This is a genomic window from Nostoc sp. LEGE 12454 (assembly GCF_056620565.1).
In genome coordinates, this window is the sequence record NZ_JBWQXL010000067.1 from 1 (window position 1) to 20818 (window position 20818).

The 20818-nt window shown below is 40.8% G+C and carries 18 protein-coding genes; 11 read left to right on the forward strand and 7 right to left on the reverse strand.

Annotation, left to right across the window (positions count from 1 at the left end):
* The 6 genes from AC1F2U_RS32450 to AC1F2U_RS32475 all read left to right on the forward strand — a co-directional run.
* Positions 1-881: hypothetical protein (locus AC1F2U_RS32450; protein ID WP_480264881.1), on the forward strand; the 881-nt coding region annotated here is incomplete at its 5' end.
* Positions 881-1534: an N-6 DNA methylase gene (locus AC1F2U_RS32455; RefSeq protein ID WP_480264882.1), complete on the forward strand. Its 654-nt coding sequence runs from the start codon at positions 881-883 to the stop codon at positions 1532-1534. The genes AC1F2U_RS32450 and AC1F2U_RS32455, both read left to right, overlap by 1 nt.
* 290 nt (positions 1535-1824) lie before the next feature.
* The gene (locus AC1F2U_RS32460; protein ID WP_480264901.1) at positions 1825-3249 is read left to right on the forward strand and encodes a hypothetical protein; all 1425 of its coding nucleotides are present in this window, start codon (positions 1825-1827) and stop codon (positions 3247-3249) included.
* Between the two features lie 55 nt (positions 3250-3304).
* Positions 3305-3718, forward strand: a complete 414-nt coding sequence (locus AC1F2U_RS32465) for a XisH family protein (protein WP_480264883.1) — start codon at positions 3305-3307, stop codon at positions 3716-3718.
* A complete protein-coding gene (locus AC1F2U_RS32470) occupies positions 3706-4044 on the forward strand; it encodes a XisI protein (RefSeq protein ID WP_094333515.1) in 339 nt (112 codons plus the stop codon). Before AC1F2U_RS32465 ends, AC1F2U_RS32470 begins: the two co-directional genes overlap by 13 nt.
* 27 nt (positions 4045-4071) lie before the next feature.
* A complete protein-coding gene (locus AC1F2U_RS32475) occupies positions 4072-5256 on the forward strand; it encodes an ARPP-2 domain-containing protein (RefSeq protein ID WP_480264884.1) in 1185 nt (394 codons plus the stop codon).
* Between the two features lie 303 nt (positions 5257-5559).
* On the opposite strand, the gene AC1F2U_RS32480 is transcribed toward AC1F2U_RS32475, so the two are convergent.
* Positions 5560-7425, reverse strand: coding sequence for a type IV secretory system conjugative DNA transfer family protein (locus tag AC1F2U_RS32480; RefSeq protein WP_480264885.1), 1866 nt, complete (start codon positions 7423-7425; stop codon positions 5560-5562).
* A gap of 655 nt (positions 7426-8080) precedes the next feature.
* Between AC1F2U_RS32480 and AC1F2U_RS32485 the strand changes: the two genes are divergently transcribed.
* Positions 8081-9187 (forward strand): DUF5895 domain-containing protein, encoded by a 1107-nt coding sequence (locus AC1F2U_RS32485; RefSeq protein ID WP_480264886.1) that lies wholly within the window; start codon positions 8081-8083, stop codon positions 9185-9187.
* A 270-nt stretch (positions 9188-9457) separates the two neighbouring features.
* On the opposite strand, the gene AC1F2U_RS32490 is transcribed toward AC1F2U_RS32485, so the two are convergent.
* From AC1F2U_RS32490 to AC1F2U_RS32500, 3 genes are all read right to left on the reverse strand, one after another.
* Complete coding sequence (locus AC1F2U_RS32490; RefSeq protein WP_480264887.1) at positions 9458-10186, reverse strand: hypothetical protein; 729 nt, start codon at positions 10184-10186, stop codon at positions 9458-9460.
* Between the two features lie 3 nt (positions 10187-10189).
* On the reverse strand, positions 10190-12157 hold the full coding sequence (locus AC1F2U_RS32495; RefSeq protein ID WP_480264888.1) for a M23 family peptidase: 1968 nt from the start codon (positions 12155-12157) through the stop codon (positions 10190-10192).
* Positions 12158-12270: 113 nt separating this feature from the next.
* Positions 12271-12579, reverse strand: a complete 309-nt coding sequence (locus AC1F2U_RS32500) for a hypothetical protein (protein WP_480264889.1) — start codon at positions 12577-12579, stop codon at positions 12271-12273.
* Positions 12580-12718: 139 nt separating this feature from the next.
* Here AC1F2U_RS32500 and AC1F2U_RS32505 point away from each other — a divergent pair, with 139 nt between their 5' ends.
* The 4 genes from AC1F2U_RS32505 (at position 12719) to AC1F2U_RS32520 (ending at position 16683) form a co-directional block, all read left to right on the forward strand.
* Positions 12719-13345: a hypothetical protein gene (locus AC1F2U_RS32505; protein WP_480264890.1), complete on the forward strand. Its 627-nt coding sequence runs from the start codon at positions 12719-12721 to the stop codon at positions 13343-13345.
* A gap of 175 nt (positions 13346-13520) precedes the next feature.
* Positions 13521-14075: a hypothetical protein gene (locus AC1F2U_RS32510; RefSeq protein WP_480264891.1), complete on the forward strand. Its 555-nt coding sequence runs from the start codon at positions 13521-13523 to the stop codon at positions 14073-14075.
* A gap of 233 nt (positions 14076-14308) precedes the next feature.
* Positions 14309-16087 (forward strand): bifunctional 3'-5' exonuclease/DNA polymerase, encoded by a 1779-nt coding sequence (locus tag AC1F2U_RS32515; protein ID WP_480264892.1) that lies wholly within the window; start codon positions 14309-14311, stop codon positions 16085-16087.
* Positions 16088-16467: 380 nt separating this feature from the next.
* Positions 16468-16683 (forward strand): hypothetical protein, encoded by a 216-nt coding sequence (locus tag AC1F2U_RS32520; RefSeq protein ID WP_480264893.1) that lies wholly within the window; start codon positions 16468-16470, stop codon positions 16681-16683.
* 115 nt (positions 16684-16798) lie between these two features.
* Here AC1F2U_RS32520 and AC1F2U_RS32525 read toward each other — a convergent pair whose 3' ends face one another.
* From AC1F2U_RS32525 to AC1F2U_RS32535, 3 genes are read right to left on the reverse strand one after another with little or no spacing between them, the layout of a single operon-like run.
* Positions 16799-20074, reverse strand: a complete 3276-nt coding sequence (locus AC1F2U_RS32525; protein WP_480264894.1) for an SNF2-related protein — start codon at positions 20072-20074, stop codon at positions 16799-16801.
* A gap of 35 nt (positions 20075-20109) precedes the next feature.
* Entirely contained in the window at positions 20110-20400 is a 291-nt protein-coding gene (locus AC1F2U_RS32530) for a type II toxin-antitoxin system RelE/ParE family toxin (RefSeq protein WP_229456757.1), read from the reverse strand.
* A complete protein-coding gene (locus tag AC1F2U_RS32535) occupies positions 20388-20735 on the reverse strand; it encodes a hypothetical protein (protein ID WP_480264895.1) in 348 nt (115 codons plus the stop codon). Before AC1F2U_RS32535 ends, AC1F2U_RS32530 begins: the two co-directional genes overlap by 13 nt.
* Positions 20736-20818: the final 83 nt, after the last annotated feature.

Here is a 20818-nt window from a genome sequence, read left to right on the forward strand (position 1 = left end):
GCAAATGTTTATTAAAGATAACACCAATGGTACTCAAATCAACTTTTGAACATGGATGGCTATTATCAAAACTACTGAAATTAGATGATGAATATCAAGGTAGGTGGGAGCAATGGCGATGGACAATGGAAACTGGAGAACTACCTAAAGAAATACCACAAACTGAGTTTTTAGACTTAGGACATCCTCAAGTTTTACAGATGCTCTCAAGCTGTCTGCAATCTATTCCTAAAGGTGGATGTGGCAGTCCTTCCAGATTTATTGCCTATTTTACTGATTGGTTACTTTATGCACTAGGGCATCCCAGCATTGCTAAATTGCCTCATGAGCCAGAGGGATGTAACGGTGCGAGTAATCGTCTTATTCAAGAACTAGAACTGAAGCTTTTGATTTCTTGTCCCTTCGATTACTTTGGTCATTTGTTAGCTGCTAATCGTTACGGGCAATCAAGAGCTAAATTCTATCCTACTCCTACTTGGACGGCCAGGACAATGGCTATTGCAGCAGTTGACAGTTCTGCTGCAATAGCACCATTTCATATATATGAACCAGCACTTGGTACAGGACGATTAGCATTGGAAATGTCCAATTATGCCATCAGTTTAACAGGCTGGGAGTGGGATTCACTACTAATAAAAATAGCAAGTTTAAACTTCATGCTTTACGCTCCCTACTTGGCATTGCCTATTCCTAGTTTGGGTGGAGATTTAGTTATCGGAGATACGCTGACTGGGAAGGGAATTTCTTTTATTCGACCAAATTTAAAGTATGAAACTCCCGCATCAACACCTAAAACTAAGCTAAATAATAGTTTGCTGATTAATGGTATTAAATATGAAAATACTAAAGCAGAAAATCTGTTGCAAGGAAGTTTGTTTTGATGGAAATTAAAATTACTGAGTGGCAACAACTATTTCAAAATTGTGTCAGTAATCCTCCTCTGCCAATTTCCTTGCCTACTGTAGCACTTGCCAATCCTCCCTATTGCAAAATTAATCTCACTTCCGATTCAGAACTAGCCCGATTTGAGATGGCTTATAAATGGATAAAACACGGAGATGGAAGCTACATTATTACATCCAAGTTGAAAACCCAAGCAGAACAAGAGTGCTTATTTGTAGAACAGTGTTTAAATCAATTACAACCTGGTGAAATAGTCTGTATCTTGGTGTCTAATGGAATTCTGTCTTCATCTAACCAAGCACACTTTCGCAGATGGCTATTAGAAGACATGGCTTTGCTAATTGCTTCCATTCAGTTACCTACAGAGAACTTTCAGGTAGAATGTGGATTGGGAATTATCACCAGCTTTTTAATTCTTCAGCGCAAAGGTGGAGATTTACCAGTACCAAAAGATTACTCAATCTTTATGGCAGTTGCAGATAAAATTGGTTTTGATAGTCGAGGCCGTCGTCTGTTTCGTCCAATGACAAATGAGCAACAAACCCAAGAAATTGATAGTGATTTACCTCTGATTCTAGAAAAGTTCAAAAAGTTTCTTAAAGAGATATGGCAAAATAATGTTGAGAAATAGCACTTGCTGTCTATTAGCGCCGTCAAAGTTATCTATGCAGTATATGGGGAAATTAAGGACGTGTCTCATGAATTTGCAGACTTACTTTATAGAGTTTAAAGCCTCAGTATACTTAGTAAGATTTAAGTCAGATTCCTATAGCTATTTTCTAATCTAGAACTTAAAATAGTCGTTAATACTGTTTGCGGGACTTTGGTGCGACTTCCGAACCTAGCCTGTAACGCTATCCTAGCTTGTCGTGTCGTCATTCCCCGAACAGTACCCCCTTCAAAAAAGCCACTATGCCAACAATGGACATTAATCGGGCGAACCAACATCAGCAGGTGGCAAGGGAAGATTTAGTCATGTTCATTAATGCCTGCCTCTCCTGCACAGGACAGCGTGAGTTCTACGGTGATGGTTACGGGCAGCGCGTATCTATTGACTTTTTGCACGACTATATTTTAGGTAATTACCGGTTACTCTATACCCGGACATTGGCAGCAGGGATTAACCACTTCAACCAAGCGCAGATTATCCTCAAATTACTAGCAACAGGAAAACATACACCCCCTGAACATCGACAAGAAGAAGGTGCATTAATTGCCGCAGCATTAACAGCCCTACCACCACAACGAGGTTGGGAAGTATTGCAACAATTACGGAAAAGAAGTATTAATAATCGTCGTAGCAGAGCGATCGCTCGTGATTATCTCCAGCAAAAACGTGACATTAACTTTGATGCTGTCAAGTATCGCTCCAAATTTCGGGCTGTAGCCTCCCATGCTCACCTCACCCTACCAGGAGAATTAGGTAATTTTCTGTTTGGGAAATGGAAACAGCAAGTTTATCAAACAGAGCTATTCGAGACATTTCGCCAAGCACACTATAGCGCTCAAGCAGTTTATCAACTACCCTTTACAGTTGCCGAAGGTTTAGCAGCAAAACACGGAATTAAACGAGAGGTCTTTTTATCCCGTATTCAAGAGCAAATGACCTTGAATGAAAAATTACGCTTTCAAGGTTCAGCCAACCGCACAGAAGTAGAAATCGACATTAATTTAGGTCGTCTCCCCCTAACTCGTTTGGCGCTGTATATCTTATCTTTGCCATTGGATACTCGCAAACAGCAGTGGGATATCTTAAACCAAGCATTAGAGAAATCTGCTGCTTTCACATTAAGAAAATCACCCCTAAAACTAGGACGAGTAGCCGCAGTCCTAGATTGCAGCTACTCCAGTTCCGGTTCAGCCGAAAAACATCGTCGTCCTTTAGGGGTAGCCTTAGCTACTCATTACTTACTAAAAGCAGCATCCCAGGAATACCAAGCTTTTTGGACAGCATCAACCAACGATCCACTGCTGATTCTACCTCGTGGACAAACAGACCTCGCTACTCCCTTACTGGATGCTTTGGACTGGGGCGCAGATTTAGTAGTACTTGTAACCGATGGTTGGGAAAACGACCCCCCCAGTGGAGCATCGGAAATTCTACGTGTATATCGTCATCATTTAGACCCGAAACAAAAAACTTCCATTATTCATTGCAACCCTGTTTACAACGCCGATGACTTTTCTTTACATCCCCTTAGCGCCACAATTCCCACAGTAGGATTACGGGATGCAGAAGATTTACCTACGATGTTGGGCTTTGCCCGGTTTGCTGAAGGTTCTGCGTCTTTAGCTGAACTGGAAGCATATTTAGCAGAGCGAGTCAAGCAAATGTTAAGGGTGTAGGCTGTAAGGTATAGGTGTACTTCATATAGTTGAAAACCGTTGTAAATATTCCACTATGGCCAAAGACCTATTCCACCAAGCCGTCAAGCAAGCCTTAATCAAAGACGGATGGACAATTACTAGCGATCCATTAATCATTCGCATCGAGCGCGTTAAACTAGAGATTGATCTTGCTGCTGAAAAAGTATTTGCTGCTGAAAAAGATGAGCAGAAAATTGCTGTAGAAGTTAAAAGCTTTATCAATCCCTCCGTCATTACTGACTTTCATAATGCACTAGGGCAGTTTCTCAACTATCGCCTTGCCTTAGAAATGACTGAGCCTGATCGTATCCTCTATTTAGCTGTTCCTATTGATATTTTTAATACTTTTTTTCAGGAGCGTTTTACTCAAGCGGCAATATCACATTATGCCGTAAAGATAATAGCATATCAACCGAATACAGAGGAGATAATCGAATGGAAAAACTAGCCAAATATCGCCAAATCGTGCGCGAATTATTAATCGCCCATGCCACCCCAAACCCCCCAAACGAACCAAATATTGAATGTCAACTCATTTTTGATACAGAACACGATCACTATCAAATTCTAGATATTGGTTGGCAAGAGTTTAATCGTATTTATGCCTGTTACATTCATTTAGACATTAAAGATAATAAAATTTGGATTCAGCACAACATGACAGAAGCCGATATTGCTCAAGAGCTAGTGGAAAGAGGAGTTCCAGCTTCAGATATTGTTTTAGGCTTGCATCCCCCATACAAACGTCCTTATACCAAATACGGTGTTGCTTAAAGTTAATAAAAATAGACACACCATCCTATGGCATCCAAAAGCAATCTGTTAGCAGACATATCACTCAAAGGACTAGAAATTGCTCCTTCTCAAATACGGGGAGCAGTGCGGATTGTGCCATTATTGCGCCATCAAGTACGTAACGACTTGCGCTTGCTGCGTCGTAGCTACGATGAAGATTTAACAGTTGTTTCCTTAGCAGGAGAAATGACAGCACCAGGAATGAAATATTTTTCCTATGTTCCTCACGGACTAGTGTTGTCTTGGACTGATGACGGCAGTCCTGTGGGGGCTTTTGGGGGACAGCTTTTTAAAACAGATGGTAAACAACTAAACTATGGTTGCGCCAGTGTCCGGTTAATGCACCGGATGGTGAAGCGGGAATCTAGTAATCAACTGAGATTTTTGCCACTGCACTTGGCAATGGAAGGCTTTTTATCAATGTTTTTCTCTGGCCCTGATATCGCCTGGAGTGAATATTCTAAGTATGCCCTTTCTCATGGGTTGGGTAGCCGAATGGAAAGCTCTTTTAGTGGACGTTACATTGCTGGACTTGAAGATGCTTTGCGGGTATTTGAAATTCACTCTCAACAGGTTGGGGTATTGGTATTTGTTGCCGAAGCATTAGCATCAGCTTTTGTAGTACCCACACCAGAAGACTATCGACTTTTGCACAATAGCTTGTTAGAAGACTTCTATGGTGAGTTATTGTACCAATACGCTTTACTGCACGATACGACTTTTCCCATGAGTGTATCTTTAGATGAGTCAAAAATTAATGATTTAAAAGCCTTGAGAGCAGCAGTACAAAATATGCGTTTAGATTGGGCATCGTTTCAGGGTTTCATGGCCGAGGGACTGTTAGGACGCAAGTTAATTTCTCAAAAAGTCTATACTGCTGGTTCGTTCATGTTACAACGATTTATTACTGACCTCAACCCAAACGAAGAAAATCATATTGGGGAAGCGATTATTCGAGAGAATGGTGAATTGGAGTATTTGAAGACTTATCGCTTATCAGGAATGCAGACTCGCCGAGTTTATTTGCTGAGTCAGTTAGCGAACCATAATTGGAATTTGGATGCTACTGCTAGTAAATTGGGCAATACACGAGAGGAATTTGTGCTGCGTTTAGAAAAGGTGGGTTTTGGTTATTTGCTCAATGCAGAAGTACGACTTGCAGCATTGAAAAAAGTCAAGGGTAAAAGGTGATATTGTCTTGCTAATATTCAGCATTAATTTGTAAAATTTTAATTTCAATACATTCGCCAATTTCCGAAATAGTAAGCTATCGCGCGTATAACTTGCACTTCTTAGGGTCTACAACCATTGGTAACTCTGTAATGCTCTAGAAAATTACAGTCGCAACACCTTATAACACTTACTTAAACGGGGTGAACACAACCTAAAAAAGCGAAGAAAGGCTGCCAAAATCTACCAGCAAACACTTAAGATTCTACACTGTAAGCAACAAGATATCCAACAATATTTCACTTTTTAAAAGCTACCAGCCTCTTATCCTTGCAATCCGGGTGTTTGATAAACTCGTGTTGGGAAATTTTCTAAAACATCAGTTTCACTGTTACTAGACTCCTGTGCAGGTGCTACATCTTCCTCTGGTAATGGCAACATCCGCGCTGCTGACTCAATCCGTTCATGTAATGCTTGTGTTAACGTTTTAATATCAGGAATTATCACCTGACTTTCTAAAGCAGGTTTAACTTGTGTATCCCAAAGAGCCTCACTATCATGCGCCCGTTTTTCATCGGCTTTGGACACCGGAATAATTAAAGGATAAGGAATAGAAGCTTGTCCCTCGGAACTGTAACCTGGACTAGTAATTACGCACTTGCCTTGAGGAAATTTCAAAATTTCGTCAGCACTGATTACAGGCATTTTTTGCAAATTCTCACTCCAGCTAATTGAACGGCTCATTTGTCCGCCAAGCGATCGCCCTGTGGTACGATTTTTAATCAGCACTTCCTTCTCACCGTAACGCTTTGAGTAATCCTCAGCCGTTTTGTAGTTACCAGGATTGAACAAAACATGGGTACTGCAAGCAGAAGCGATCGCACTCCCCATTTTATCCCCATAAATATCGTAAAGTTGCTCTAAACTTTGGATACCCAGAATAAAGCAGGCACCATTGGAACGATATTCATTAATCCACTGTGGCAGTCGGTCTAGCTTAATTGATGGTAATTCATCCAAAGAAATAATCAACGGGTCTTTGCGGGGACGGCTCAAATTACCAACAATCATCAAGTGCATTGCAGCTGCCAGCAGAGGCCCCACCACACTGCGACGTTCATCATCTAGCTTGAACACCACCATCTCTCTACCTTCAAGCTTAGTAGGAATATCCGATTTCCCTATAAATGCCCTCAGCAAATCAGCTTGGATGAAAGATGAGAAAGTACCTGCTGCTGTGGTCAAAATCCCCGAAATAGTCTTCTCTGCATCCTTGGCACTCAAAAATTGAATAAACGAAGTCGCCACCCATTCATCCAACCTTTTTGACTGCACCGCATGGTCAAGGCGCTGTACCAGTTTTGGCAACCGTAGCACCGCATAAAGCATCGCCATATCTGGGTAAGGTGAACCCTTAACTAACTGTAAAAGTGCCTTAGCTAACAAGTCCCCGGCTTTAGCAAAGAACTCATCACTTTTACCACCACTGGAAGCATTGCGGTTAATCACTTGTCCAATTTCCCCTGCCATTACCCCATCGCGTGCATCACGCATATAATCCAAAGGATTGATCGTACCGCTAAAGGGTTCACCGGGGGCAAATACTCGTACTTTATAGCCATAACGGGCTGCTAAGGGTGCATGGAGTCGTAGTTGGTCGCCCTTCTTGTCGTAGAGTAAAATCGGAAAACCTTGCTGCATCGCACTTTCTAACATCCGGTCTATGGTTGAGTAGGTTTTACCAGACCCAGGCGCACCTATTACCAGTGTTCCCCTTTCGGCATTGGGAAACCAAACTGTAGGTGCAGCACCAAGCATAGTTTGTATGTTAGCCAGCAACCCCCGCCATTTACCTTTTATCCAATAGCGAGGAGTTCCAGACCACAGGGTAACTTTATTGTGTTTGCACTCCTTGATTTGCTTGAGTGCTAGGTTAGTTGCTGCTAGTTTCTCGCTGATACCGGAGACTTTACCAGTGGTGATTTTTCCTTTACCAGTACCACTGATTTGCAACAACAGTAAAACGAAGAGCATTCCACCTACCATCATCCAACCTTGGGGATTGTTATACTGCTGAAACAACTTGCCAAAGTCAATGCTAGCCAGAGGTGCTTGGAAGGATGAGACTTCAATTAATGTTGAGTTAGCAGTGATCTGGTTGTGTGGTAGATTTTTCTGGTAAATGTTCATAGCAGTTAAGTAGGCATTTAGCAGAAATTTTAGCTACCAAGTTAAAGCTAGGGTATTGACCTTTTGGACATTTTTTTTAGAGGTGTTAGAAACTCTATTTCTAGAGGAGTTTCAGATACAGGACATCTTTATGAATGCTTGCTGTTAAACCTGGCCAATAAATCATCACGGGAGAGATTCGATAACTGCAACAGTAAAGAAGCATACGATGCGTGAAGGTAGCTCTAGAATAGGCTGAATAATTGTGGCTAATTGTTCATTTGCGTAATACTGTTTATGCCCCATTTATAGATGAACTTCGCGGCTTACGAGTTATATGTAAAAGAGGACTTCCTACCCCAGAAATTATTACTGTTTACTGGCACAACAAAACAAAACGAAAAGTTCGCAGATAAGCACATCACTTTTTTAATATTTAGGATAATGACTTAACGTAATAGACACTGATTTCAAAAACTAACCTAATCTGATAGTCAAGCTAAAATAACGAGTTTAACATCAGTGTCTATATTCCCTCATTATCCCTAAAAACTATATTTAGCATGGTAAGATAAATATATTTTAGGTTGCATTAAATTAAATCATAATTGACAAGAAATAACTAAGTTTTGAGGCTAACGCCTCATGCGTTGGGCAATCATATTTATGTAGTCCAATGGTTAAATCTAGGGTTTCAAACAACTCTAATCGCTCCAATCAATCTACTACCAAAACTGCTGCTTCTAATCCCAAAGCTAATACCAAAGCTCAAGCAGCTAAATCTAAAGCTCCTAACACTCAATTGTCAGACCTTGATATTGACGATATTGACCCAGAACTTCTCAGCGACAGTTATAACCAAGTTAGACGACCGTTACTGCCTTACGGCATTGTCGTTAATGACAAACCCGCCGGACTTCTAATTCCAGAAGATCAGCTAGAAAAGGCTGGCTGGCTTGATATGCCACAGGAGAACGACCTAACTATTGTCACCCTAACTGAAGATGTTACTGGACTCTTAATTACTCAAGCACGGTTACTAGTTTTAGCTTTTGTACCAGAGTATATCCGTTATAAATCAGATGTTGAAGACTTAGGTGGTTCTTTTGTTGGGCTTTATGATGAATACAAACATAACCTTGACAAGAGAACAATGGATGTGTGTTCAGAACATGCACTGGTGTTTCTGGATGAGGATAATCAACCCCTGCATACTACTCCTGTCGTTGTCCGCTTTAAGAATGTAGCTCTGTGGAGTTTTAAGTCAGTGCGTGAGGAGTTTTACCGTTCTTTGGAGAAAACCTTTGCTGACTATTTCCAAGTGCCATTTAGCGGCAAAAACGATAGGTGGCGTAGCTTAGGTGTGCTGTCAGTCGAGTTCAAAGCTGTAAAAGAAGGCGAAGGTAAGAATAAACACGACTGTTGTAAGACTGTAGACTATACTAAACCCACCGTTGAAAATCTGTCTCAATTTTATTTGGGTCAGCCCACAGCTAAAGCCCTCATTTGGCAACAACATGATGCGATCGCTGGTTTTAATGAACCTCAATCCCTACCTGCTTTGCCAGGAGAATCGGTATCTGTAGACGTGGAAGTATTGCCACCAAATAAAAATAGGAACAAAACTCAAAGCGTTCGTAAATCCAAACCAGCGACCAAGCCACCTCGCAAAATTCAACTTATTGACGATGACGACTTCCTCGATGAAACCGACGATTTAGAAGCTGAGTTAGACGATGATGATTTTGAGGAGGAAGACGATGAACTGGATGATGAGGAATAGTCCAATGCAACTATAGCGTCTGTGCTGGTAAACTACCCACTACTCAGTGCTGAGTCATGAGTCCTGAGTAGATTAAAAGTCACTCAGTACTTATGTACTTGGTATATGCCCCGCACGGCATCCACTTGTGGGCGGCCTTTTAACTCAGCACTCTTCATCCACCATTGACCTAGATACCGATTTAATGGAAATTTCCTAGAGGTTTTAGATGAAAATACCCTGCCGTAGCTAAGATGACTATGGCAGAGTTTTCTTCTAGATTTCGAGTTATCAACTTTGGGAATTTTTACTATTAGTGAAAAGCTGACTATCAGCAAGTTGATAGCCAGTGCCATTGAAACAAAAATTCAATTGGCGTAGCTGCTCCTGCTCGGTTTGCAGTACTTTAATGCACGGTAATGCCTGACCTCGGTTCTCTCCCACTGACAACAAATGTTTACCTGGTGGCAGATTGGGATTCAAGTAACTCAAGAATACCTGAGTAATTGGTTTGTCCTTTCTGAGCCAGTAACCAGTATACAGACATCCCAAAGCACCACAGACATCAGGCGTGTTCAAGTTGAAAACTGCGAACCTGCCGTCTTTTCCTTCCACACTCCAAGCCAGTATATTTTTAGCAGATACTTTGGCATTCAACTCTGTATTTTCTACAATCACCTGTTCAACGACTGTTGCAGGCACAACATTAGCAGCTTTGTTCCAAGTAACGGTTGCCGCATTTAAGCTACAGCCCCCTAAGCTCATGAGAATCGACAGCAACAAAAAGATGCCCAAACCAATGCGAAACCAATGAACCCAGTAGCGTACCCTCATAGTCGGTGCTGGTAATTGATATGCAGTTGCCTTCAGTGGTTGAGATTGAGTAGGGGAGGCGGAGTCAGAATAAACTCCCTTTCCTTCCCCTGTTTGCCCAAAGTGTATTTTTGAATTGGTATCAGTATCAAATATTTCTTTTATCTCATGGGGTGAGGTAATAGAAGTTTTAGATAAATCTGTCATACTCTACCTCCCATTTCCAGTATTTTTAGCAGTGCTGATGTAGCTAGAATTTACATTGGGAGAACAGGTCAGCGTTCCATTATCGCTATTACTGTTGCGATAACTAGCTAAAGCGGTTTTGCCGTAATCTTTGAGACTGAGGCGACCGAGGGCATCTGAGCCATTTCCATCAACTTTGCTGTAATCACCACCAAAATGCTTTTGAGCCACTCGTTCAATTAGGCGTTCGCCTGTAAATGGCTGTCCTGTAGCCGGATCGATTTGCTCTTGTGTTACTTGAATTTTGTTAGCCATATCAGCCATAAACGCCCTATCTTGGTCAGCTGGAGGAAAAAACTCAAATAGTTCAGCCTCTGTTGGTTGATGCCCTTGCTCCACTTGACTCAGAAACTCTTGACCTCTAGGCTTGGCAGCAATTAACTGCACTGCATAGGGGTTATAACTCATGAACTGGTAGCGACCGAGAGCGCGACCACAATTTAAACCCCCATCCGCACAGGTATGTATACCAACTGCTTTGTAATCCCCGCTACCAGCGCTCTCAATCTCCGCAATTGCATTTGAGAGCGATCGCAAATCAATACCGGAGAATGATTGACCTGTTATCGACTGACTACCATTACTAAACGTGCATGGATTAATCTTCTCTCTTACTCCAGTACCGTTGGTAGTCTTAGCTTTCGGCTCTCTTGTAGCTCCGGTTGGTAAAGACGTAGTATTTGTCCTCTGTTCACTCAAATTACCTACAAATATCAGGGAGTTAACCTTGTAGCTGAAAAAAGGAACAGGCCCGATAAAGTAAGGTGTACAACCCATTCGCCAAGCACAAAACCGAAAGAACAAAGCCGTATCTACCGTATCAGTGGTTTCATCCGGCTCCATTATCACCACCTTAAAAGCTTTACCAAACGGTAGCCTTCCTGTTGGTTCCCGACCGTTATTCGCTGCTTTCAGGATACCCCGCCCGCCCTCGACTTCTTGGTATTTACCGGAAATCCACTGTTTACCTTCTAACTTACCGCGTTCCTGACGACCTGTATTCTCCAAATCATCCAATTCTAAATAGGCGCAGTCTTTTTCAGTACAAGGCACAGAAAACCCTTGCACGTCTGAACCAGAAATCGTATTGTTACGGCGGTTTTCTGCTGGCCCATAAACTACATCAATCCGCATTACCAAGCTACCAATTTCAGTGATGGGATTAGGCATTGATCCTAAAGGTACTTGTCCCAAACCAGGAATATCCGAAACATTGCTATTCATCCAACCTGTAAATTGTTGTAGCTGTACTGCATCTAAGTTAGGAATTGAAGAAATAGAAAACTCTGACAAGTTGATTTGTCCCAGCTTCATTTGCCCAACTTCATACTGTGTTAGTACCTGAGCTAGTGTTAAATTAGATGCGGCAATTAAGTGAGATTTTAGTAAGGTTGCAACAGGTGTAATATTGTTTACTTGTGTCTTAGCTAATTCTGGAACAACCTGAGCTAAATGGCTCAATGTCTGCTCCCCAATCAGGGGAAATTCACTCAAGGCAATTTTGTTTAAATCTATACTGTTGATGTCTGTGTTCGCCTCTGGTTGTGTGCGGAGAGCGATCGCCTGGATCGCCTGCAAAGAAAACTCCTCTGCTTGTAATGCTTCACTGATATCTCCTAACTTCAAATATTGGTCAGGAGTCATACCCACATTCCAAGTGCGACTCAGGTCATAACCTAGTGTCTGGCTGTAGGGACTGCCATCAATTGCACCTGATTGACTGATCCCTGGTAGCTGGCCTAGAGAAATGCGGTTCCAGTCTGGCAGCAAAACTTTAGTAGCAGGTAGTCGAGACTGAGGATTTGCAACTTCTACAATTCGAGTCGGTAAATTGCCATCACCAAATGTGTTGATTGTAGCTTGTGCAGCGATACTATAAATAATACAAGTTATGACAACCAGAAGAAATATCCATGCTTTTGGTATCTTCATAATTCCAGGTTTAAAAATGACAGTAACTATACCCCAATCAGCAAAGTAATTTATTGAATAAAAACCCAATTACTTGTTGCTTATGGGGTATAGGAAGAGAGTGAAAATATGACTTATAACTCTAGCTCTGGGGATGCTGACTGTTGACTTTTATTAGACTTGTAACCGGAGCCAGAGCCATATCCTGGTAATTGAGGATTGGGATTAGCAGCCGATTCAGTGTAAGGTGTATCCCCAAGATTGATTTCAAAAATATTCTCTTGATAACCATCCCTAAATTGGTCTGCTTGCAAGGGATTACTACTATCTCCAGAACTTAATTGCTCAACACCGTAACATAAAGATTGATAGCCACTGCCAGACTGATAATTACTACTGTCGTCAGTATCAAGATTTTGGTTAATTGTGGGTTCGTTGTTCATTGACATTACCTAAAAAAGCTGTATCAATGCCAGCATAAAAAGATTTATCTAGTATCAGCATTCACCTATTGGACATTAATTTTTTAGCCGATTGGCTATTTTTGGTGATGCGCTCATATCGAGATGAAAAATGGAGCAAATGAATTTAATTTCACCAGAAATAATGGCAGAAATTAGTAATGGTAATAGTACCAAACTGCCAGATAACACCCAAAAAATGCTGCAAATTTTGGCAAGTTTAAATACACCAAAAGAATTATTAGCAAGCCTTTTAGAAATAGCTGAATTTTCCCTACACCATGTTCGCTACCTTGCAGGGCCATTGGTAATTCATCGCAGTCCTTGGAGTGATACGATTCCCCAATGGCTGAAGTTTGCTTGTATTCAGGATCGATTGGAACTTATCTTCACTGAATACGAACAGGATCAGGTTGGTGTTTCCAGCACAGCCACAGAAGTTCTTACCTACATGATGCCTGCAACTTACGAAGCACCTTTACATAGGGATTACACTGACCTTTATCTTTGGGTAGGTAATGAAGTTTTAACCAAATACGATAAATTACCAAAGGGTTGCAAGAGTTTTTATGAATTTATAGGTGATGGTGATACGAGCAATGCCAGCAATAATCGCATCATTCATTTTAATCAGGTAAAAAATGAATTCAACTATCTTAGCAGGTCAATTCGACGCAGCGTAGTTAAACACGCAGCACAAGAGAAGAGGGATGGGGTAAGCGTAATGTCAATGCCTTGCCTAACTTAGACTCGACCCAAAGCACTCCAACTCCTAAACCTTCATCAAATTCAACTGTGCAAATTAGCTTGTTCTGAATTTTCAATAAATCCTCAGTCTATTCAAATTTTCATCTGAGGATTTTTCTGTTATATGGAAGCGATCGCTTCTTTAATTATGAACATAAATTTTCAAGTTAGTCATCATGAATACTCAAGAAATTCAAGAGATTTTAAATCATCTCATCATTGGAATTACAGCCTTCTATACCGTTGTGATACTCGTTGATTTCGTTGTGGGAATAGTCCATCTGTGGCAGAAATTTACGCTCAATATCGAATCCCATACCAACAACACAACATCTGAACAATCACACTTGGAATATATTGATATTAAGAAATCTCTCAAGTTGGAAAATCAAAATCAATCAACTAACCATATTACATCAAAACCAGAACCTCAACCAGACAACTTTATTAGCATTGATGTAGACAAAATTGATTTACGAACAGCCAGAAAAATTGCCACTGCCATAAAAAAAGCTTCAACATCCAATCCTGACTTAATTATCAAACAAAAAGTCAACAGTAAAAGTGTTCCTTTAGCCTGGTTGCAAGCACAGATTAAGCATCGTTTAGAACTGGCACCAGAAATTGTCACACCCATTATTAGAGAATTGGCTCCTACTGCTTTGACATCTGTTCGAGAGAATATTCAGCATTCTAACATTGCAAAAACAGGTAAACGTAAAGTCAGTTAATCATATAAAGAGAGGAATATCGATATGGCGGTTATCGCTCGGATGAGAAGACAAAAGTAGTTGCTGTATAATCTTCCCAGCAAAGTTTTTGTATCTTCCTCAACTGCACACCGCTATAGTATTACCTCTCTTTAATAGGTTTTCAAATCTTTGTAAAAAACTAAATATTTTGAAGTTGCTAGATATATATACAAGCTATCGCTTCTAGGTGATAACTTAAAATTTAATACATTATGAATACAGGCTTAATAAATACAAATAATTCCAGTATTTTTACCCCAAAATATACTCTTGTTTCCAATGTTTCAACTCTTAATTCTGCTCTCCAAGGTCTGTTTCAGGCAGAGGTTTTAGCCATAGATTGTGAAACAACAGGACTTGACCCTCTAACTGATTCTATTAGACTGATTCAAATAGCTGCACCAAACCATCCAGTAGTGCTGATTGATTTACCAGCTATTCCCAAAAGCGATCGCCCACTACTCAAAAAACTGCTTTGTAACTCTGCTGTCAAAATTGCACATAATGCCAAGTTCGACTGGCAATTTCTCACGCTCGCAGGACTTCAACCCTCCGGTAAATTCTTTGATACCCAACTTGCTTATAAAGTTCTAACCGCAGGATTAAAAACAAGCTCATCTTTACAAAATATAGTTAAAAAGCTACTACACCTTCAACTAGATAAAACTCAACAAATCAGTGATTGGTGTAAACCTCTCACCAAGGTTCAATTGCACTATGCTGCCGTAGATGCTGCCATATTACTTGACCTTTACCCAATTCTCCTCAAGAAGTTAAAGCAGGCAAAGTTACTCAAAATTGCCCGACTGGAATTTCAGTGTATGCCTGTTGTAGCTCAAATGGAACTTAACGGAATGCTATTTGACTTGTCTCGATGGCAGATACTGGGTACAAAACTAGAAGCTGAAAAAACAGATGCTTTAAACCAACTCAAGCAACTCCGTATTGCTAGCTCTCAAATATCATTGCTGCCAGAACTGACAGATACAATAAACCCGAATTCACCTCAGCAAGTTTTGGCTGCTCTACAAGCTATTGGTATCAAAATCAACTCAACTAATCAAAGTAAATTAGTTTCTTTAGCTGCACAGTATCCCATAATTCAAGCATTGCTAGATTACCGCCGTCTATCCAAAATTATTGGCACTTTTACCGAGAAACTACCCCAGCATATCCACCCCAAAACTGGGAGAATTCATCCTAACTATTATCAATTAGGGGCAAAATCCGGTAGATTTTCTTGCCGGAAACCACCTCTACAAAATATTCCCCGTGATGAAGCCGCTCGTAGCTGTTTCATTGCTGCCCCTGGCTATAAAATTATCAAAGCCGATTACTCCCAAATAGAACTACGAATTATGGCTCGGCTTAGTGGTGATACAAAGATGTGCCAAGTCTATCGCCAGGGGGCTGACTTACATCGATTAACAGCATCTCTAGTAACTGGAAAATATATCAATGAAGTGACTGAAGAAGACCGCAGACTAGCAAAAGCAATAAACTTTGGATTGATTTTCGGTATGGGCGCTGCCAAACTCCAAATTTACGCCCAAGTAAAATATGGGGTGGCAATGACATTAGAGCAAGCAAAAGCTTTCAGTCAACGGTTCTTTGAAGCTTATCCTGGAATAGCTAGGTGGCATGAAAACATCAAACGTAAATACATCCAAGGCATTAAGGAAAGTCGTACACTAGCAAACAGACGACGGAGATGGGTAAACAAGCCCCGACTATCAGAGCTATTTAACCATCCAGTACAAGGTTTAAATGCCGACATCAACAAATTAGCTATGGTAAAACTTTCAAATCCATTAGCTAAATTCAGAACAAAACTCATCTGTGTAAGGCATGATGAAATTGTACTGGAATGTCCAGAGACTGAAGTTGACCAAGTTAGCCATATATTACACAATTGTATGGTTGCTGCTGCCCAAAAGTTTCTCAGCCCTATTCCAGTTGTTATAGATATTAAAACATCAAATAGCTGGTGAACTACCCCAACTTGCCCAGTACGACTGAAGTTGAATTTGCAGTCAAGCTATTCTAAGAAGATTTGTCAAAAACTCAATTGCCCTCCTCACAGTATAGCTCGTGCAAAAATGTGGTTAAAGGGCGTTTCGTTTTTGATCCGAAGCACTATCCCCGCCCTATCCCAATACCGTTTAGTTAAGGACGGTTTTCAGACTCAGTACACAATATTTCATTCCAGTCGGAACGCTATATATCTGTCCAATAAATCTAATGCACGCATAATTCTAATTGTCAATATCAATTTGACCTGTCTTTGAGTATACCTCCTCGTTTAAGGTAAAATTTGGCGATTTAAAACTACATAGCATGGTTATTTTACAGCATTTTTAAGGGGTAGAATATGACTTATTCTGAGCAATTAAAACCGTGGTGTATTGTCCGTGATATTCCCAATCAAGAAAATATTGTTGTGAAAAGATTCCGCCGACGTGATGATGCTGTTGCTTATCTGCAAGTGTTGAAGCAGTCAGCGAGAGATATTGCTTTTAAAATCATTTTTAATGCTCAAAACGTCAATATACCACGGGTAAATAAAGCTTTGAATGGTTCCTTTTGAGAAGATTTGAAAATAGTAAAATTACTAAATTATGGGATTATATAATCCCGTATTTTCGTTAAATTTCCACCCCATATCCCACTACGCCAGGAATATAAATGTTAAAACTGTAGGCTCAAAAATTAATGGTTTGTAGCATTTTTTCAAACAAGGGGTCGCCAAAATTCATTAATCGTAGGGAAGGCATTTCATCAAAAACACTAGGGTAAAAAGTAACCATGTAATTCTGCCCTTTGTAATTCAGTTGCCAAGTACGTTCGCTCCTTCTCTCAAACTGCACACCATTAGCTTTTAAAATTGCTGAGTAGGTGAATAACTGCTCAATAGTTTCTGGCGTAAAGGGAGCTGAAGCAATTGGTTTTTGAATTTCCGCTAAGTCAGCTTCTAAATCCATTGCTACCATTTCCTCAATTGCGAGACGAGGTGGTGGACTGTCTAACACAGAATCGAATTGAGACATTAAAACATCCTCTTCTTCTGGATCAGCACTCATAACAGCCCTTTCAATAAAGGTAGGAACTTGGGCTAAAATCGGCTGAAGATTACCAACAACAGTGGCAAAAGCGTTTATGCGATCGCGCAATTTTCGATAAACTTTCGCTTCTACAGTGCCATCATAGTAAAAATTGTGAATTCGCACAGTCGGATATCTTTGTCCAATGCGGTCAATTCTCCCAATACGCTGTTCGACCCGCATAGGATTCCAAGGCATATCATAATTAATCAACACGCCGCAATTTTGTAAATTCAAACCCTCGGAAGCAGATTCAGTACAGAGGAGAATTTTGATTTCATCTTGGCGAAATCGGCGTTTAATTTCTTCCTTGGGAACTAGACACCAATTTGGTTGACTGTTGGCTGTTGACTGTTGACTGGATTGTTCATTCAACGGTGAACTGTTAACTGTCAACAGTTCCCCACCACGACCTGAGTAACAAGCTACTTGGCTACCGTACAACTCCTTCAATGTATCCCGTAGATAGTCCATCGTGTCAGTGTACTGAGTGAAGACGATCGCACTTTCTCGATCAGTTAATTCTTGGCGTAAAATTTGAATAAAGCGAGAAAGCTTGCTATCTTCCCCAGTGTTTTCAAATTGACGTAGTAATTCTTCAAGATATTGAATTTCCTGGGGGTCTACTGGTTCAAAGAAAGATTCCAGCCCAGCAATCACTGTATCATCCTCATTATCCACATCTACTAAATCGTCGTCACTTAAAACGCTTCCCCGTTGAGTTAACAAATAATCCAAACGACGTTGCAGAGATGACTTGATAGCATAAAATGAACTGGTCAAACGTTTGCGGTAAAGGGTCATCAAAAAACCCAAACAAGAACGCTGATCTATTTGTGCCAGTCGGTAAAAGTGACGTACATAGTCGCTGACAGCTACATAAAGCGGTACTTCCCGTTGGGGTTCTAGCGTAATAGCGTTATCCTGCACAACTCTAGTAGGAATATCCCGCTCTAGCAGTCCCCTCTGATAGTATTGTCGGAGAGTGTCGCGGGTGTGGCGGAACATCAAGTCTTTTAAGGGAGTATTCACTGTCAAGTATTGGCGTGAGGTGTCGATAAAGTCTTCATCTGCCAATAATTGTTTGTGATTAGAGATTTTCTTTCTCCGTTGCCAAGTATCCTGCATTTTGTAAGCGAGGATGCGATCGCTCTTGGTCAAAAACTGCTCTAATCTAGAACAAGGTTGTCCGCCGCGCCCAAAGTAATCACTAGACATGACTTGCCAAAAATTAATTACTTCCGGCTTTACAGCACCTTGTAGCGAGGCGAAATAATCGCAGAAGTTATCGCCGTAACTCCAATGTCCCTGCAATCCCAGCAGGTTTAACAAGTCGAAAACTTCTATAGCATCAATTTGCATGGGAGTTGCTGAGAGAAGAATCAGGGATTTAGTCTTCTCCTTCAACTGGGCCACTAACTGTAACAAGCGATTGGGCGTTTCCTTGCGGTCTTGGGGACTTTTGCGGCGTGCATGGTGTGCTTCGTCTAAGATTACTAAATCCCAAGGTTCTGCTGATAGCAGCTGGTGCATTCTGTCAGTTCTCCGCACCAAATGAGAAGAAGCGAGGATTAAATCTTGAGTATTCCAGGGATTAGCTGCTGCGGGGATAGTCCGCTTGTAGGGGTCTTTAAATTCTGTAGATGTGTAACTCCAAAAATGCAGATTAAATTTTTCCCGTAGTTCTTCTTGCCATTGGGGTTGGACACTAGCAGGTGCTAAAATTAGTACCCGCTTCACTTTTTTGGATAACAGCAGATAACGCAGAATTAAACCAGTTTCAATTGTCTTACCTAAACCAACTTCATCAGCGATGAGAAAACTTTGGGGAAAATTTTGAGCAACGCGGCGCAGTATTTTAATTTGGTGTGGCCAGGGGTGAATGGGAATTGATTTTAAACAAAAATCTAAGCAGCCGGGATGTTCATGAATATTGGCAAGTTGAGTAAATGCCAACCGTTCTTGTTCACTGATGACAGTTAACTGTTGACAGTTAACTGATGAGGGTTCACTGTTTATTTCAGTCAACTGTAAACTGTTAACAGTTGACCAATTTTGTTCACTATTAACTGTTAGCTCTTCCCCGTCAACCGTCAACTGTGAACTGTCAACATTATTAATTGGTCTAGAGTCAAATTCAGCTTGGGCATTCCAATCAGGTTTAGTAGATTTTGCGTAACGCAACAGCTTTTTCTGTACCGCCTCTGGAACTTCAAAGACTCGCACGTTAGGCGATACGTCATACCAAAGTTGCTCAAATCTCGCTACTTCTTCTTCAACTCTATCTAGTTCCCTTCCTCCCTCCCAAGAACAATAAACGTGAAAGGATTCTACATTCCTCTCCCAGCCACCGATAGATTCGTTATTGGAACCGTTAAATGCTAATTTCTCGCCCTTACTATCAGTAAAAATGCCAACTTTTTCGTGAAATATATGCTGTGGGTCTAGTTGCTGTGTACTATCTTCAGGTAATCCATTTTCTTTAAGAGGAATAGCAATTTTAATATCGAGATACTGATTTTGAATTAACCAACTGAGAATTTCAAAGTGTTTGAGTTGGGCAAAACTTTCTGGTGGTTTTAAGTCTGCGTCTAGACGAGATAGCAATGCGTCTCGCAGTTCGTATCCCTGTTGAATTGCTTGTAAATCTTGGGGGCTAAACTGACAACCCATGATTAACCGCATTTGCCCTTTATTGTGCAGCATTGCACCTAAACCCCGTGCAACTTTACTTAAAATCGCACTGCTAAAAAAACCTGCTTTCCGGTCATATTGAATGGCACACTCTAAAGCAGGAATGTAGAAATCAGCAATGGTGTTGTGGGTGTTGCTGGTGTAACTAATTTTCCAGGGATATTCACGTAAAATTTTCGGCATATTATGCGGTTGTTTATATCCTTTGAAAATTAATACTAACGAGGTCGATTTTCTCGCCCGTGATAGACACGTAAAATAACAACATCATCCTCAAGAATAACGTAGTGAATTATAAAACCGTATTTACCAAAAGAAACTAAGAGTTTTCGTAGCCCTGCTATTTCATCTACAATTGCGCCTCGACGAGGATTCTGCTGTAAACTCTCGCCTGAAGAGACAATTGCTTGTACTGCCCGTGCTGCTGCATCAGGATTATTAAGTTTGATAAAATCGTAATGACGATTTAAGTCGTCAATTGCAGTTAGAGTCCAAACTATCTGGGACATGGGCGTTCTTGTTCAGTTCCTAAACTGTCTGCCCATTCGCGCACACGGTCATGCGCCACTCCTGAACCTGTGCTACAGTACGCTTCGAGAGCGGATTGACTCTGCTGAACCATTTGGGCTTCAGTAAGAGGTTGAAAATTTAATGCTGCGTCTATCTCACCGTACTGAAATGATTCTTCTGTGGTTTGAGTAGCTTGATTTGTCACTAACTGCTCAAAATCTTCTAAATCCCCTGATGAACTAGTCAGCCATGTTAACAGGAGAGTTTTTACCTGTTCTGGGGGTAACGTTTCAATATACTCTAAAATTTGCTGCCTAATATTGCTTGCTGTCATAAGCTTTGAATTTTTGTAGTAGCTCTGCTATAAATACAACATTTTTCACTCTTCTTATCTAAATTTTAACTAAAATAATGTAA